Genomic DNA, 15754 nt, shown 5'->3' on the forward strand with positions numbered 1-15754 from the left:
TGGGTTTCCCTCCCCGATGTCATTGGTCGCGACGAGCCCGTGGGGGAGTCGTCGGGGACGCGCGGTGCGGCGGGGCTCCCGACCCGCCGCGACCGCGGTCCATCCCACAACGTAGGGACGCCGTCGGGGCGCCGCCCCCGGCTTGGAACCGAGATGCCCGAACGCCGGGACAGATGACCCGATCGGGCCATGGCGGGCCGGAACGGACGACGGCTGCGGGCCGCACTACCCTCGGGCCCATGAGTGTGCTCCCGTCCCGTCTCCGGGAGGCCCTGACCGCCGCCGACTTCACCTACGACGCCGTGGCCGAGCTGCTCGGCCCCGAGGCGCACGCGGCGCTGGCCCGCAACGAGACCACGCCGGGGTTGCGCCGCACGCGCGGCGGCACCCCGCTGGAGACCCTCGTCCGGCTCTTCCTGCTCCAGATGCCCGTCCCGATCGCCGCAGCCGAGCAGGCGCTGCCCGGCCTGATCGACCGGCTCGCCGTCGAGGGCTTCATCGAGCAGTCGGTGGGCGAGGTCGCAGCCCGCCTCGACGTGCGGCCCTACGGCACCGACGACGGTCACCTGTGGGTCGTCAGCGACCTCACCCCCGGCCTGGACGGCGCCCCCACCCGGGTGGTCGGCGACCACGTGCTCGGCATCTCGCCGGCCTCGACCTCGCTGGCCCAGCTGACGCTGCGCGACCCGGTCGGCGCCGCCCTCGACCTCGGCACCGGTTGCGGGGTGCAGGCGCTGCACCTGGCGCTGCACAGCGAGCGGGTCGTCGCCACCGACGTCAACGCCCGCGCCCTGCGGCTGGCCCGCTTCAACGCCGAGCTCAACGGCCTCGCCGACCGCATCGAGGTGCGCGACGGCTCGTTCTTCGCCCCCGTCGCGGGCGAACGGTTCGACCTCATCGCCACCAACCCGCCGTTCGTGATCTCCCCGGCCACCGGCGAGCGTCTCGTCTACCGCGACTCCGGCCTGCCCGGCGACCGCGTGGTCGAGGACATCGTGCGGACGGCGCCGTCCCACCTCACCGAGGGCGGCTGGTGCCAGGTGCTCGGCAACTGGGTCATCAGCCGCGACCAGGCGTGGGACGAGCGGCTGGCCTCCTGGCTGGCGCCCGACTGCGACGCGCTGGTCGTGCAGCGCGAGGTGGTCGACCCCTCGGCCTACGTCGAGCTGTGGCTCAAGGACGCCGGCCAGCACCCGGCCACCGGCGCGGTCGACCTCGGGGAGTACCAGCGCCGGTACGACACCTGGCTCTCGTGGTTCGAGGAGCAGGGCGTCGCGGCCATCGGCTTCGGCTGGATCAACCTGCGCACCGGTGCCGCGCCCGGCACGGCCGCCCGCGAGTTCCTCGACTGGCCCTACGACGTCGAGCAGCCGATCGCCCCGGCCATCGGGTCGTGGGGTGCGGCCCAGCGCCGCGAGGTCGGCCTCGACGACCGGCTGGTCGCGCGCGTCGACGTCCAGCAGGAGACCCAGGGGGCGCCCGGCGCCGAGGATCCCGCCACCATCGTGCTGCGCCAGCAGCGCGGTCTGCGGCGCGCCCGCCAGGCCGACACCGTGGAGGCCGCGCTGCTCGGTGCGAGCGACGGCGACCTCACCGTAGGGCAGATCCTCGACGCGCTCGCCGACCTCCTCGACCTCGAGCCGGACGCCGTCCGCGAGGACCACCTGCCGACCGCGCAGGCGCTGGTGCGGGAGGGTTTCGCCGACGTCGCCGGGGCGTGACCGGCGCCCCCTCGGCGTCCTGATCCGCGGCCCGCGGGAATGGACGCGTCGGGTGCACGCGCTACCGTGAGCGGCCGTGGGCCCCGCACGGGGTCCCGACGCAACGCGAGGAAGACAGGCCTGTGGCACACAAGTTGGTGATCGTCGAGTCCCCGGCGAAGGCCCGCACGATCGGCGGGTACCTCGGCCAGGGCTACGTCGTCGAGTCCTCCATCGGCCACATCCGCGATCTGCCGCAGAGCGCCGCCGACACCCCGGCGAAGATCAAGGACAAGCCGTGGGGCCGCCTCGCCGTCGACGTCGACAACGGCTTCGAGCCCTACTACGTCGTCCCGCGCGACAAGAAGAGCCACATCGCCAAGCTCAAGAGCCTGCTCAAGGACGCCGACGAGCTCTACCTCGCCACCGATGAGGACCGCGAGGGCGAGGCCATCGCCTGGCACCTGCTCGACGAGCTGAAGCCCAAGAACATCCCCGTGCACCGCATGGTGTTCCACGAGATCACCAAGCCGGCGATCCTGGCCGCGGTCGAGAACCCGCGCTCGATCAACGACGACCTCGTCGAGGCCCAGGAGGCGCGGCGCATCCTCGACCGCCTCTACGGCTACGAGGTCTCCCCGGTGCTGTGGAAGAAGGTCATGTCCGGCCTGTCCGCCGGGCGCGTGCAGTCGGTGGCGACCCGCCTGGTGGTCGACCGCGAGAAGGAGCGGATGGCCTTCACCCAGGCCTCCTACTGGGACCTCGAGGGCACCTTCGACGCCGGCGCGAAGCACGACCAGCGGATGTTCCCCGCCAAGCTGCACTCGGTCGACGGCACCCGCGTGGCCCGGGGTTCGGACTTCGGCACCGACGGCCTGCTGAAGCCGGGTGCCGACGTCGTGCACCTCGACCGCTCCCGCGCGGAGGCGATGGTCGAGGCGCTGCGCGACACCACCTTCGACGTCCGCTCGGTGGAGTCCAAGCCGTACCGCCGTTCGCCGTACGCGCCGTTCCGCACCACCACGCTGCAGCAGGAGGCCAGCCGCAAGCTCGGCATGAGCGCCAGCGTGACGATGTCGGTGGCGCAGCGGCTGTACGAGAACGGCTACATCACCTACATGCGTACCGACTCCACCACGCTCTCGGACGCCGCCGTCGGCGCCGCCCGCGCGCAGGTGCAGGAGCTCTACGGCAGCGAGTACCTGCCCGACGCGCCGCGCGTGTACGCCAGCAAGGTGAAGAACGCGCAGGAGGCGCACGAAGCGATCCGCCCCGCCGGCGACTCCTTCCGCACCCCGGCGCAGACCGGCCTCACCGGCGACCAGTTCCGTCTCTACGAGCTCATCTGGATGCGCACCGTCGCCTCGCAGATGAAGGACGCCGTCGGTCAGACCGTCTCGATCCGCCTCGGCGGCCGCAGCGCCGAGGGCCAGGACGTCGTGTTCGGCGCCAGCGGCCGCGTCATCACCTTCCACGGCTTCCTCAAGGCCTACGTCGAGGGCACCGACGAGGCCGGCGCCGACAAGGACGACTCCGAGGCGCGCCTGCCCGCGCTGGCCGAGGGCGACCCGCTCAACGCGGCGTCCCTCGCGGCGTCCGGTCACGAGACCAAGCCGCCGTCGCGCTACACCGAGGCCACGCTCATCAAGGAGCTCGAGGACCGCGAGATCGGCCGACCCTCGACCTACGCCTCGATCATCGGCACGATCCTCAACCGCGGCTACGTCTACAAGAAGGGCACCGCGCTGGTGCCGGCATGGCTGGCGTTCTCGGTGATCCGGCTGCTCGTCGAGCACTTCCCGCGGCAGATCTCCTACGAGTTCACCGCGCAGATGGAGGACGTCCTCGACGAGATCGCGGCGGGCCGCAAGGACCGCAACACCGAGCTCGCGGAGTTCTACTTCGGCTCCGGCGACGTCGAGGGCCTCAAGAAGCTGGTCGACGAGCTCGGCGACATCGACGCCCGGGAGCTGGCCACCTTCCCGATCGCGGGCGAGGACAGCGGCATCCACCTGCGCGTCGGACGCTACGGCCCCTACATCGAGGGCCCGGACGACGACGGCACGCCGTTCGCGCGGCGCGCCAACGTGCCCGACGACCTGCCGCCCGACGAGCTGACGCTGGAGAAGGCCCGCGAGCTGCTCGCCAACCCCGCGGGCGAGGAGATCCAGCTGGGTCGGCACCCCGAGAGCGGCCTGGAGGTCGTGGCCAAGAACGGCCGCTACGGCCCCTACGTCACCGAGGTGCTGCCCGAGGACGCGCCGAAGAGCGCCAAGCCGCGCACCGGTTCGCTGTTCAAGTCGATGTCGCTCGACACCGTCACCCTCGACGACGCCGTCAAGCTGCTCTCCCTGCCGCGCGTCGTCGGCGCCGGCGAGGACGGCGAGGAGATCACCGCGCAGAACGGCCGCTACGGCCCCTATCTCAAGCGCGGCACCGACTCGCGGTCGCTGACCTCCGAGGACCAGATCTTCACGGTCACCCTCGAGGAGGCGCTGCGCATCTACGCCCAGCCCAAGCAGCGCGGCCGGGCCGCGGCCGCGCCGCCGCTCAAGGAGCTCGGCAACGACCCGGTCTCGGGTCAGCCGGTCGTGGTGAAGTCGGGCCGCTTCGGCGAGTACGTCACCGACGGCGAGTACAACGCCACCCTGCGCAAGGACGACAGCGTCGAGTCGATCACCCTCGAGCGCGCCGCCGAACTCCTCGCCGAGCGGCGCGAGCGCGGCCCGGCGAAGAAGGCGGCCAAGAAGGGCGCGGCGAAGAAGACGGCCGCCGCGAGTAAGACGGCCGCCAAGAAGACGACGACCAAGAAGACCGCTGCCAAGAAGACGGCCGCGAAGAAGACCACGAAGGCTGCTGCGAAGAAGTCCTGAGGCCGGTCGGAACCGTCCGACTTGTCAGGGGAAGCTCCCACCTGTCAGGCAATGCAAGCTGGGCCAAGAAGGAGTTTCCCCGGCTGACCGGGGAAACTCCCGCGCCTCAGTACCGCGCGTCCCCACCCCAGTTCGCGAGCTTGGTGGCGATCGTGTGGAGGTCGTCGCGCCAGAGGTCCTCGGGCACGGGCGGCAGCACCTCGTCCCATTCGACGGCGTAGGAGCCGAGGATGGTCGCCAGGCCCTTCGTGCGGCCGAAGAACCACAGGTGGAAGTGCCGACCGCCGTCGCCCCAGCGGTTGACGTGGCAGCGACCCACGCCGTCGAGGCCCTCGATGATGCGCACGAGCCGGTTGGTGATGCGGCCCAGCTCGGAGGCCAGGTCGTCGGAGAGCTCGCCGGCGTCGAGGTGCTCGCGCGTGTTGAGCATCAGCACGACCGGGAGGCCGCTGGGGCCGCCGAGGTGGATGAGCTGCCAGTGCTCGTCCTCCCACACCACCCGCTCGTCGGGGACGGCGCACGCGTGGCAGCCGACGGTGCCGGCCTCGCCGTTGCGCGGCTTCTCCGGTGCGGGCGGCGCCAGCACCTTCGGCCGCAGGACGCCGTCGACGACCTCCCATGGGAAGACGTCCCAGCCGGCGATCTCCGGCAGCGGCAACCGCCCCTCGGCGTCCGCGACGGACATCACGCGCTCGTACACCTGCTCAGCCGACTCCGCCATGCCCTCACTGTGCCAGCCTGGGCGCATGTCCACACCCGTCACCGTCTCGATCACCCGCCATCTCGACCCGGGGCACGAGCCGGAGATGATCGCGTGGCTGGAGGCCGGCACCTCGCTGGTGCACCGGTTCCCCGGCTTCCTGGGGTCGGGCTGGCTGCGCCCCGAGCCGGGATCGGACACCTGGCACATGCTGTTCCGGTTCGCCGACGCCGAGTCGCTGGCCGCGTGGGAGCAGTCCAGCGAGCGGCGCTGGTGGAAGGCCTCGGCCGCGACCCTCGGCCTGGAGGAGTCCCGCTTCGAGCGGCTCACCGGCATCGAGGGCTGGTTCGACGAGCCCGCCTCGCGTGAGGTGGACGGCGTCCCGGCCGCAGCACCGCCGCGCTGGAAGCAGGCGGCCGTGATCTTCCTGGTCTTCTATCCGCTCAGCGTGCTGTCCAACCTGCTCGCGAGGCACACGATCGCCGGCTGGGTGCTGCCGCTGCGGGTGCTGGCCACTGTGCTGGTGATGACGCCGATCATGACCTACCTGGCGCTGCCGTGGATCACGCGCCGCATGGAGTGGTTCCTCCAGGGGCGGCCGGCACCGTGGCGGCGCGCAGCCGGCCGGCCCGGTCGAGTCGGGTGAACCACGACGTCAAGGCGATCTGGCCGCAGCTCTATCGAGAGCGGCGTCCGGACTGGGCGCACGTCGAGGTCCCCGATCTCCGGTTCCTCGCGATCGACGGCGCCGGCGACCCCAACACCTCGAGCGCGTACTCCGAGGCCGTCGCCGCGCTCTACACGCTCGGCTACGCCGTCCGCGCGGCGCTGAAGGCACGCACGGGCGACACCTTCGTCGTCGGACCGCTCGAGGGGCTGTGGACCAGCGACGACCCCGGATCGTTCGTGCGGCGCGAGAAGGACGAGTGGCGCTGGACGATGCTCATCGCGCTCCCTCCGGTGGTCGAGGAGGCCGACGTCACGGCGGGGCAGGCGGCCGCGCTCGCCCGGCGTCCCGCGTCGCGGATCGGCGACGTGCGGCTCGAGATCCGAGCCGAGGGCCGCTGCCTCCAGGTGCTCCACGTCGGCCCGTACGACGACGAGGGCCCGATCCTCGCCCGCTTGCACGACGAGCTGATGCCGGCCTCGGGTCTGACCTGGAACGGCCCCCATCACGAGATCTACCTCGGCGATCCGCGACGTGTCGCGCCCGCGCGGTTGCGCACCGTCCTGCGGCAGCCGGTCCGCCCGGTCGGGCCTCCGGCGACGCCCTAGGCTGGGCCCGTGGCCGACATCGTCCTCCCGCCCGCGCCGGCGATCCCCGGCACCCGCCACCTGCACTCGGGCAAGGTGCGCGACCTCTACGAGATCGAGGACGGCGAGCACGCCGGCCGCCTGCTCATGGTGGCCAGCGACCGCATCTCGATCTTCGACTTCGTGCTCGACACGACCATCCCCGACAAGGGCGAGATCCTCACGCGCATGTCGCTGTGGTGGTTCGAGCAGGTCGCCGACCTCGTGCCCAACCACGTCGTCTCCACCGACGTCCCGGACGCCGTGCGCGGCCGCGCCGTCATCTGCGACAAGCTCGCGATGTTCCCCGTCGAGTGCGTCGCCCGCGGCTACCTCACCGGGTCGGGTCTGCTCGACTACGCCGCCACCGGGGAGGTCTGCGGCATCCCGCTGCCCGGCGGGCTGGTCGACGGCAGCCGGTTGCCCGAGCCGATCTTCACCCCGGCCACGAAGGCCGACCTGGGCGACCACGACGAGAACGTCTCCTATGCCGCGGTCGAGGCGACGGTCGGTGCCGCCACGGCGTCCGCCCTGCGCGAGCTGACCCTGGCCGTCTACGGTCGCGCGGAGTCGCTGGCCCGCGAGCGCGGCATCATCCTGGCCGACACCAAGTTCGAGTTCGGTGCGCGGCCCGACGGCACGATCGTGCTGGCCGACGAGGTGCTCACCCCCGACTCCTCCCGGTTCTGGCCGGCCGACGACTGGCGTCCGGGGCAGGCGCAGCCGTCCTACGACAAGCAGATCGTGCGCAACTGGGCGCTCTCGCCCGCATCGGGCTGGGACAAGGCGTCGGGAGAGGCGCCGCCGCCGCTGCCTGCCGAGGTCGTCGAGCGCACCCGCGCCCGCTACCTCGAGGCCTACGAACTCCTCACCGGTCAGACGTGGTGACGCGGCGATGAGCGGCGTCCACTTCCCGGTGCCCACCGACGTCGCGTGCGCCTACCTGGCCGACCCGCGCAACCGGGCGTCCTGGCAGTCGAGCCTGCGCCGTGTCGAGGACGTCGTCGGCGAGGTCGGCGTGGGCCAGACCTGGGTCGACGTCACCACGCCCGGGCTCAAGCCCCGCATGGAGACCACCCACCTCGACGCTCCCGTCGACGGCGGGCCCGGCAGCTGGAGCGAGCGCGGCACCTGGCGGATGTTCTCCGCCGAGCTCACCCTCACCTTCGAGCCGGCGCCCGGTGGCTGCCTGGTGACCCCGCGGTTCGTCATCCGCGGCCCCGGCGCGTTCCTGCTGAACCGCATCTCGCCCGGTGCCGTGCGATCCGACCTGAGACGAGCCTCCCGCCTCGTAGGGACCGCCCGGTAGGTTGACCGCATTCCCCCCGAGAGTGACGGAGGCCACGTGACCAGCTACAACCTCGCCAGCCTGTTGGAGGACACCGCCCGGGCCTACCCCGAGCGCACGGCGATCGTCTTCGGCGACACCCGCCTCAGCTACGCGCAGGTCGACGCGCTCTCGAGCCAGGTGGCGAACCTGCTCGCCTCGCGCGGTGTCGGGCACGGCGACAAGGTGGGTCTGTCGTGCGTGAACATCCCGTGGTTCACGGTGGTCTACCACGGCATCCTCAAGGTGGGCGGCACCGTGGTGCCGCTGAACGTGCTGCTGAAGGGCCGCGAGGTGGCCTACCACCTCGACGACTCCGACGCGAAGGCGTACTTCTGCTTCCAGGGCACCGCCGACCTCCCGATCGGCGCCGAGGGCTTCGCCGGCTTCAACGAGGCCGAGAAGTGCGAGCACTTCTTCCTCATCACCGCCGATCCGGCGGCGCCGTCCCCGATCGAGGGCGCCGAGACGCTGGGTGCGGCGCTGGCCGGTCAGGCGCCGACGTTCGAGAGCGTCGCCACCGACGAGGACGACACCGCGGTCATCCTCTACACCTCCGGCACCACCGGCCGCCCCAAGGGTGCGGAGCTGCGGCACCGCAACATGCGCGACAACGCGCTCATCAGCCGCGAGCTGTTCGGTGCCGACGTCGATCGCCCCGACACGTTCCTGTGCGTGCTGCCGCTGTTCCACTCCTTCGGCCAGACCTGCATCCAGAACGCCGGCTTCGCCTTCGGCGGCACGGTCGTGATGCTGCCGCGCTTCGAGGCGGGTCCGGCGCTCCAGCTGATGCTCAAGGAGTCGGTCACGTTCTTCGCCGGCGTCCCCACCATGTACTGGGGCCTGCTCAACGCCCTCGACGACACCATCGACGTCGCGGCCATCAAGGCGAACCTGCGGGTCGCGGTGGCCGGCGGCTCGGCGCTGCCGGTCGAGGTGCACAAGAACTTCGAGAAGCGCTTCGGCGTGACGATCCTCGAGGGCTACGGCCTCTCGGAGACCTCGCCGGTCGCCTCGTTCTCGCCGTGGGGCGAGCCGGTGCGGGTCGGCTCGATCGGCCGCCCGATCCCCGGGGTGGAGATGGAGCTGCTCCAGGCCGACTCCTGGACGCCGGTGGAGTGGACCCCCGACGCGGTCGGCGAGATCGCGATCAAGGGCCACAACGTCATGAAGGGCTACTACGGCCGGCCCGAGGCCACCGCCGAGTCGATCAGCCCCGACGGCTGGTTCCGCTCCGGCGACCTCGGTCGTCGCGACGAGGACGGCTACTACTACATCGTCGACCGCTCCAAGGACATGATCATCCGCGGTGGCTTCAACGTGTACCCGCGCGAGATCGAGGAGCTGCTCATCACCCACCCGGCGGTCTCGCTGGCCGCGGTGATCGGCGTCCCGCACGAGAGCCACGGCGAGGAGGTCAAGGCGTTCGTCATCCTCGAGCCCGGCGCCGAGGCCACCCCCGAGGAGCTCGTGGCCTGGGGCAAGGAGCAGATGGCGGCCTACAAGTACCCGCGCATCGTCGAGATCGTGCCCAGCCTGCCGATGACGGCCACCGGCAAGATCCTCAAGCGCGAGCTGAGCTGACGCCGTCCGCGTGACGAAGGGCCCCGCCTCCGTGTGGAGGCGGGGCCCTTCGTCATCCCGGTCGGTCATCCCGGTCGGACGCCGGGGGCACTGGAGGGGCGAAACCTGATGTTGTGGGGCGAAACTTCGCCCATCAACATCAGGTTTCCCCGGCTGACCGGGGAAACCTGCCGCCGGTCCTCAGGCGAACGGGTTCGCCATCGCCCCCGGCAGCTGGCTGAGCAGCTGGCGGGCCTGGGCTGCGACCTTGTGCTCGACGAGCACCTCGTAGCGGGTGGCGACGACCTGGGTGACGGAGGAGAAGTCGCGCTGCCCGCGGGTCATCGCGTAGCCGACGAGGGTGAAGATGACGCCGAACAGGGCGCCGAGCACCATCGTGGAGAGGATCGTGGCCAGCGCGCTCTCGCTGTCGGTGAAGACGCTGAACAGCACGCCGAGCAGCAGGCCGAACCACAGGCCGGAGAGCACGCCGCTCATCGCGACCCGGCCGGTCGTGAGGCGACCGGTGATGCGCTCGATGCGCTTGAGGTCGGTGCCGACGATCATGCAGTGCTGCACGGGGAAGCGCTGGTCGCTGAGGTAGTCGACCGCGCGCTGGGCGGCGGCGTAGTCCTCGTAGACCGCGAGCGACTGCGGGAACTCCAGTCGCAGCGGCGAGGCGGCGTTGAGGCGTCCGGTGCTCGACATGCTCATGTGCTCCAGTGTGCCCGACCTTCCTGAACCCGTCCGGGCCTCGTCTGGGAGCCACCTGAGCATCGCCTGAGGATCCGGACGCCGCCCTGGGGTGCGCGCCGTCGACCCGGCACCGTGGAGGCATGGACGACGCTCCCGCCGCCGACCCCGTCCCGCCCCGCCGACCCCGGCGCCGGGTGTTCATGACCGCCGGCCTGACCGCCTCCGCTGCGGTCATCGCCCTCCAGATCGGCGCCGACCAGGCCGCCGCCCGCGACCAGGCCACGGCCTCGCCCCGCCCGGACGTCGCCGCGGGCGCAGCCTGGGCCGCGACCGAGGACGATCGCGAGCCCGACGCCCCGGAATCCTGACCCGGGTCGGTTCGCCCCTAGAATCGGCCCCAGCACCGGCCCCGCAGGCCATCCCTCACCCAGGAGCGCTCCGTGCCCCGAGTCGTCGTCGACGTCATGCCCAAGCCCGAGATCCTCGACCCCCAGGGCAAGGCGGTGCTCGGAGCACTGCCCCGCCTCGGCTTCAGCGGGGTCACCGACGTCCGTCAGGGCAAGCGGTTCGAGCTCGAGGTCGCCCACCTCGACGACGCCGTGCTGGCCGAGGTCGAGAAGATGGCCGAGACCCTGCTCTCCAACCCGGTGATCGAGAACTTCACCGTGCGGGTGGAGGAGCAGTGAAGGTCGGCGTCGTCACCTTCCCGGGCTCCCTCGACGACGTCGACGCCGCCCGCGCGGTGCGCATCGGCGGCAACGAGGCCGTCGCGCTGTGGCACGGCGACCACGACCTCAAGGGCGTCGACGCCGTCGTCCTGCCGGGAGGCTTCTCCTACGGCGACTACCTGCGCTGCGGCGCGATCTCGCGCTTCTCGCCGGTCATGACCGAGGTCGTCGAGGCGGCCGGCAAGGGCATGCCCGTGCTCGGCATCTGCAACGGCTTCCAGATCCTCTGCGAGAGCCACCTGCTGCCGGGTGCGCTCATCCGCAACGACCACCGCAAGTTCGTGTGCCGCGACCAGCGCCTGCGCATCGAGAACACCTCGACGCCGTGGACCAGCGCGTACGCCCCGAACGCCGAGGTCACCATCGTGCTGAAGAACGGCGAGGGCGGCTTCGTCGCCGACGAGGAGACCCTCGACCGCCTCGAGGGCGAGGGTCGGGTCGTGGCCCGCTACCTCGACCTCAACCCCAACGGCTCGATGCGCGACATCGCCGGCATCACCAACGAGCGCGGCAACGTGGTCGGCCTCATGCCCCACCCCGAGCACGCGGTCGAGGAGCTCACCGGCGCCGGCACCGACGGCCTCGGGTTCTTCACCAGCCTCGCCTCCGCGGTGTTCGTGTGAGCGCTCCGGCCCCGGCCGTCACCCGGCTGCCCTCGCCGACCGTCTGGTTCCGGCGCATCGCCGACACCGAGGCCGTCACCTGGGCGCTGCTGCTCACCGGCATGGTGCTGAAGTACTCCGGCGTCACCGAGTGGGGTGTGCGGGTGTTCGGCATGGTGCACGGCGTCGTGTTCATCGCCTACTGCCTCACCACCGTGCTGATCGGCGTCGACCAGCGCTGGCCCGCCAAGCGGGTGCTGCTCGGGCTGGTCTCCTCGATCCCGCCGTTCCTCACGATCTGGTTCGACCGGCGCTCCGAGCGTCTCGGTCACCTCGCCGACGCCTGGCGCCTCCTGGACGCCGCACCGGCCACCCGCGCCGAGCGGGCGACCGCATGGCTGCTGCGCAACCCGGCCCGCGGCGTCGCGGTCGGCGTCGTCGCCGTCCTCGTGCTCACGGTCGTCGCGCTGCTCGTCGGTCCGCCCGCCGGCTGACCCACGATCTGGAAAGTGGAACCGCCGGCGGGTGATCCCGCCGGCGGCTCCCTGCACCCTTCCCCGGGTTGGCTTCGGTGACTGCGCTAGTTCCGCAGGCCCTGCTGCAGTGCGGCCCACGTGGCGGCGTCCAGGACGCCGCCCGCCGGCAGGTCGAGTCGCGCCTGGTAGGCCTTCACCGCGGTCTCGGTGGCGAGGCCGAACACGCCGCTGACCGGCACCTGGGACTCGGTGCTCGCGGCGTTGAGGGCGCGCTGCACGCGGCGCACGTCTTCCCCGACCGAACCGAACTTGAGCACCCGCACGCGCCCCGCGCCGAGCAGGGTCATCCAGTCGCGGCGGTCGAACTTCGGCTTCGCGGTGCGGCCGACCTTCTGCTGCCAGGCGTTGGCCGCGGTCTGGGTCGTGGCGCCGTAGACGCCGTCGATGCGTCCCTTGTACAGGCCGGCCTCGGTGAGCCGGCACTGCAGGGCGCTGACCACGGCGGGGTCGCTGGAGGTCGTGGTGCCGTCGGCGGCGGTGCGGGTGGGGCGGACGGCGGTGAAGTCGCGCAGGTCGAGATCGGTGCCGCCGCAGTGCTCGGGCGCCTTCGGTGCGCGCGATCCGCGACCGAGCTGGAGGAAGTTGCGGTCGATGTTGATCGTGACCCCGCCCCAGGTCTCGTCGTGGCCGCCCTGGTACTGCTTCACCCGGCCGCCGGGACGCCAGCCGTCGTTGCGGATGTAGGACGTGGAGGTGTTGGCGGCGCCGTCCCAGCGTGCGATCCAGATCGCGTCGGGCAGGGTGAAGGCGTCGGGCCGCTCGACCCGTGCGTCGTCGAGCATCTTGATGCCCGAGCCGGCGCTGGAGTAGACGCCGGAGACGTAGCCGAGGGCGTGCAGCTGCTCGGTCCAGGAGCTGAGGAACCGCAGGGCCGACTCGCGGCAGGCGGTCTTGGTGGCGTCGAAGCCCTCGAGGTCGTACCAGAGGGTGGAGCCGGCGACGATGCCGACGGCCTGCGCCGCCGCCACGGCCGACTTGGCCTCCGCGACGCCCTGGGCGGCCGCCTTCGGGTAGAGCCCGGTCGAGCCCGGCTTGGGGTTGATCTTCGGGTCGTCGTCGTAGCGCGGGAACCGCGGCTGGCAGGAGGCCTGGGGCCCCAGCGTGATCGGCAGGATGCGCCAGCCGCGCTGGAGCTGCGTGCTCACCCACGTCGAGGTGAGGTTCGGCTGGTCGCGGCAGGCGCGGGAGTTGCCGGAGAGGTAGACGCCGACCGCGGTGAACGGCGAGGTGGTCCACCAGGTGTCCATCGCCTTCTGGCTCGGCGTGTGGCACTGGTCGAACCCGTAGCCGGTGAAGTCGCCGGGCGTCACCCGGTTCTGGGTGGACGCCGTGAGGGCGATCCTGGGCGTGGACGGCGCCGCGTGGGAGACCAGGACGGAGGCCCCGAGCGCGAGTGCGGCGAGACCGGCGAGCAGCCGCGGGCGCGGTGTCGTCCGGGGTCGGCGGCGGGTCGTCGGGGCGTCCATGGCGGTCACCCTAACCTCACGAGTCACACCTGCAACATGCGTTCGCCCGAACTACAACCATGTAGTTCGGGCGAACGTTTCCGCAGGTCAGAGCGGGGTTCCGGGTGGAGAGGGTCAGGCCGCCTCGGCCTCCACCGCGAGCGCGGCGGGCTCGCCGCCGGCCGCGGCCGGACGCCGTCCGGCCCGCCCCCGCAGCACCAGCGTCGCCGCGGTCGCGACCGCGAGGGCGCCGAGCAGGCCGGCGGTGAGGAACGCCGCCTCGAGGCCCGGGACGACCTCGCCCGGGACGGCGCCGGCGGCGTAGACCGACACGATGACGGCCACGCCGATCGCCCCGCCGAGCTGCTGCATGGTCTGGAGCAGGCCGGACGCCGCGCCGGCGTGCTCCGGCTCGACGCCGGTGAGCACGGTGCTCGTGAGCGGCATGAACATCAGCCCGGCCCCGACGCCGTTGAGCACCATCGGCAGCAGCACGGAGCCCGCGAAGGTCGACCCGGTGCCGAGCTGGCTGAGCAGCACGTAGCTCGTGGTCACCGAGGTCGCACCGGCCAGCAGGAGCGGCGGCGCGCCGAAGCGGGCCACCAGGCGCGGGGTGATGCGCGAGACGGTGAAGATGCCGAGGCTGAGCGGCAGGAACGCGAACCCGGTGGCCACCGGGCCGAGGCCGAGCACGTTCTCGTCGAACTGCACGACGAGGAAGAACACGGCGAGCTGGCCGGCCATGAGCAGCGCCATCATCGCCAGCGCCGCCACGCGACGTCCGTCGCGCAGGAGTGCGGGCTGGATGATCGGGTGGGCGATGCGGGTCTCGGTGCGGGCGAGCACCGCGAGCAGGACGACGCCGAGCGCGAAGCCGCCCAGGGTGCGGGCCGAGGTCCACCCGTGCTCGGGGGCGCCGATGAGCGCCCACACGATCGCGACCGCACCGAGGGTGGAGGTCGCGGCGCCGACGACGTCGAAGCGGCCCGGACGACGCGGCGTCTCGCTGACCGTCGCGCCGACGAGGGCCAGCACCGCGAGCCCGATGGGGACGTTGATGAACATCGTCCAGCGCCACGAGCCGAGGTCGGTGACGATGCCGCCGAGCAGCAGGCCGACCGAGGCGCCGCCGGAGGAGACGGCCGCGAACAGGGCGAAGGCGCGCGAGCGGGCGGCGTCGTCCGGGGCGCTGGTGGTGAGCAGGGCGAGCACGCTGGGTGCGGCGAGGGCCGCGCCGACGCCCTGGGCGGCGCGGGCGGCGACGAGCTCGCCGGGGCTCTGGGCGAGCCCGCCGAGCAGCGAGGAGAGGGTGAACAGCGCCAGGCCGACGACGAAGAGCCGGCGGCGGCCGAGCACGTCGCCGAGGCGTCCGCCGAGCAGCAGCAGGCCACCGAAGGCGAGGGTGTAGGCGTTGAGGACCCAGCTGAGCGAGGCGGCGCCGAAGCCGAGGTCGGTGCCGATGTGCGGCAGGGCGACGTTCACGACGGTGGCGTCGAGCACCAGCATCAGCTGGGCGACGAGGACGACGGCGATGCCGGCGGCGGCGCGGGTGGCGCCGTCCGGCAGATCGACCGGGAGATCACGGGTGCGTGAGGACATGGAGGGGAGTCCTGTTCTGGCAGGGTGTGCCGACGTAGACTGATCCGGAGAAGTTCTCCGCTTCATCTGGAACGATACGGAGACAGTCTCCGTTTAGCAAGTGCGTATTTCCCCTGCCCTCCGGAAGGTGTGACCAGCCATGCGTGCCGACGCGCTGCGCAACCGCGAGCGGATCATCGACACCGCCCGCACGGTGTTCCGCGAGCAGGGCTACGACGCCTCGCTCGACGAGATCGCCAAGCGGGCCGGCGTCGGCGCGGGCACCCTCTACCGGCACTTCCCGAACCGCGACGCGCTGCTCGACGCGATCCTGCAGAACTGGGTCGAGCGGGTCGAGGCGGCCACCGAGAAGACGCTGGCCCACGAGGGTCCGCCGCGCGAGCTGCTGCTGGAGTGGTTCCGCACCTATGTCGAGCTGATCAGCCTGCACAAGGGCGGCCCCGCGAAGATCACCTCCGCCCTCGGCGACCCCGAGTCGCCCATCCGCACCAAGTGCCAGGTGCTCACCGGTGCCGCCGAGCGCGTGATGGAGCGCCTGCGCGAGGAGCACGCGATCCGCGACGACGTCGACGCCGTCCGCGTGTGCCAGCTCGTCGGCGGCGTCGCCACGGTGGCCGACAACGGCGATCTCGACGCCGACGCGGTCGCTCCGCTGCTCGAGGTCGTCGCCGACGGACTGCTGCGCGCCTGAT

General features: G+C 72.0%; 16 protein-coding genes. 12 read left to right on the forward strand and 4 right to left on the reverse strand.

Features of this window, described 5'->3' with window-relative positions:
* Positions 1–239 precede the first annotated feature (239 nt).
* Together ABD671_RS14185 and topA are read left to right on the forward strand one after the other, a co-directional pair.
* Positions 240–1721, forward strand: a complete 1482-nt coding sequence (locus tag ABD671_RS14185) for a DUF7059 domain-containing protein (RefSeq protein ID WP_344734071.1) — start codon at positions 240–242, stop codon at positions 1719–1721.
* Positions 1722–1843: 122 nt separating this feature from the next.
* Positions 1844–4573: a type I DNA topoisomerase gene (gene topA / locus ABD671_RS14190; RefSeq protein ID WP_344734072.1), complete on the forward strand. Its 2730-nt coding sequence runs from the start codon at positions 1844–1846 to the stop codon at positions 4571–4573.
* 106 nt (positions 4574–4679) lie between these two features.
* On the opposite strand, the gene ABD671_RS14195 is transcribed toward topA, so the two are convergent.
* Positions 4680–5294: a hypothetical protein gene (locus ABD671_RS14195; RefSeq protein ID WP_344734073.1), complete on the reverse strand. Its 615-nt coding sequence runs from the start codon at positions 5292–5294 to the stop codon at positions 4680–4682.
* A gap of 25 nt (positions 5295–5319) precedes the next feature.
* On the opposite strand from ABD671_RS14195, the gene ABD671_RS14200 reads away from it, so the two are divergent.
* Genes ABD671_RS14200 through ABD671_RS14220 form a run of 5 tightly spaced genes read left to right on the forward strand, consistent with a single transcriptional unit; the run spans position 5320 to position 9477 of the window.
* Positions 5320–5919 carry an antibiotic biosynthesis monooxygenase gene (locus ABD671_RS14200; protein ID WP_344734074.1) on the forward strand — a complete coding sequence of 200 codons (600 nt, stop codon included), beginning with the start codon at positions 5320–5322 and terminating at the stop codon, positions 5917–5919.
* Positions 5916–6548 carry a GyrI-like domain-containing protein gene (locus tag ABD671_RS14205; protein WP_344734075.1) on the forward strand — a complete coding sequence of 211 codons (633 nt, stop codon included), beginning with the start codon at positions 5916–5918 and terminating at the stop codon, positions 6546–6548. Before ABD671_RS14200 ends, ABD671_RS14205 begins: the two co-directional genes overlap by 4 nt.
* 18 nt (positions 6549–6566) lie before the next feature.
* On the forward strand, positions 6567–7454 hold the full coding sequence (locus tag ABD671_RS14210) for a phosphoribosylaminoimidazolesuccinocarboxamide synthase (RefSeq protein ID WP_425574922.1): 888 nt from the start codon (positions 6567–6569) through the stop codon (positions 7452–7454).
* A gap of 7 nt (positions 7455–7461) precedes the next feature.
* Positions 7462–7875 carry an SRPBCC family protein gene (locus ABD671_RS14215; RefSeq protein ID WP_344734077.1) on the forward strand — a complete coding sequence of 138 codons (414 nt, stop codon included), beginning with the start codon at positions 7462–7464 and terminating at the stop codon, positions 7873–7875.
* Between the two features lie 36 nt (positions 7876–7911).
* Positions 7912–9477: a long-chain-fatty-acid--CoA ligase gene (locus tag ABD671_RS14220; protein ID WP_344734078.1), complete on the forward strand. Its 1566-nt coding sequence runs from the start codon at positions 7912–7914 to the stop codon at positions 9475–9477.
* Between the two features lie 180 nt (positions 9478–9657).
* Here the strand turns inward: ABD671_RS14220 and ABD671_RS14225 are convergent, their stop codons facing one another.
* Complete coding sequence (locus ABD671_RS14225) at positions 9658–10164, reverse strand: YflT domain-containing protein (RefSeq protein ID WP_425574923.1); 507 nt, start codon at positions 10162–10164, stop codon at positions 9658–9660.
* Positions 10165–10292: 128 nt separating this feature from the next.
* Here ABD671_RS14225 and ABD671_RS14230 point away from each other — a divergent pair, with 128 nt between their 5' ends.
* The 4 genes from ABD671_RS14230 to ABD671_RS14245 all read left to right on the forward strand — a co-directional run bounded on the left by ABD671_RS14230 (position 10293) and on the right by ABD671_RS14245 (position 11976).
* The gene (locus ABD671_RS14230) at positions 10293–10520 is read left to right on the forward strand and encodes a hypothetical protein (protein ID WP_344734080.1); all 228 of its coding nucleotides are present in this window, start codon (positions 10293–10295) and stop codon (positions 10518–10520) included.
* Between the two features lie 72 nt (positions 10521–10592).
* Entirely contained in the window at positions 10593–10838 is a 246-nt protein-coding gene (gene purS / locus ABD671_RS14235; protein WP_344734081.1) for a phosphoribosylformylglycinamidine synthase subunit PurS, read from the forward strand.
* Positions 10835–11503, forward strand: coding sequence for a phosphoribosylformylglycinamidine synthase subunit PurQ (gene purQ, locus ABD671_RS14240; protein WP_344734082.1), 669 nt, complete (start codon positions 10835–10837; stop codon positions 11501–11503). The genes purS and purQ overlap by 4 nt, the downstream gene beginning before the upstream one ends.
* Complete coding sequence (locus ABD671_RS14245) at positions 11500–11976, forward strand: DUF3817 domain-containing protein (protein ID WP_344734083.1); 477 nt, start codon at positions 11500–11502, stop codon at positions 11974–11976. The genes purQ and ABD671_RS14245 overlap by 4 nt, the downstream gene beginning before the upstream one ends.
* Positions 11977–12062: 86 nt before the next feature.
* Here ABD671_RS14245 and ABD671_RS14250 read toward each other — a convergent pair whose 3' ends face one another.
* Together ABD671_RS14250 and ABD671_RS14255 are read right to left on the reverse strand one after the other, a co-directional pair.
* The gene (locus ABD671_RS14250) at positions 12063–13484 is read right to left on the reverse strand and encodes a glycoside hydrolase domain-containing protein (RefSeq protein ID WP_344734084.1); all 1422 of its coding nucleotides are present in this window, start codon (positions 13482–13484) and stop codon (positions 12063–12065) included.
* Positions 13485–13598: 114 nt separating this feature from the next.
* Complete coding sequence (locus tag ABD671_RS14255) at positions 13599–15062, reverse strand: MFS transporter (RefSeq protein ID WP_344734085.1); 1464 nt, start codon at positions 15060–15062, stop codon at positions 13599–13601.
* A 139-nt stretch (positions 15063–15201) separates the two neighbouring features.
* On the opposite strand from ABD671_RS14255, the gene ABD671_RS14260 reads away from it, so the two are divergent.
* The gene (locus ABD671_RS14260) at positions 15202–15753 is read left to right on the forward strand and encodes a TetR/AcrR family transcriptional regulator (protein ID WP_344734086.1); all 552 of its coding nucleotides are present in this window, start codon (positions 15202–15204) and stop codon (positions 15751–15753) included.
* The last annotated feature ends 1 nt before the right edge of the window (position 15754 follow it).

It is taken from the genome of Nocardioides fonticola, assembly GCF_039536805.1.
Taxonomy (GTDB): Bacteria; Actinomycetota; Actinomycetes; order Propionibacteriales; family Nocardioidaceae; genus Nocardioides; species Nocardioides fonticola.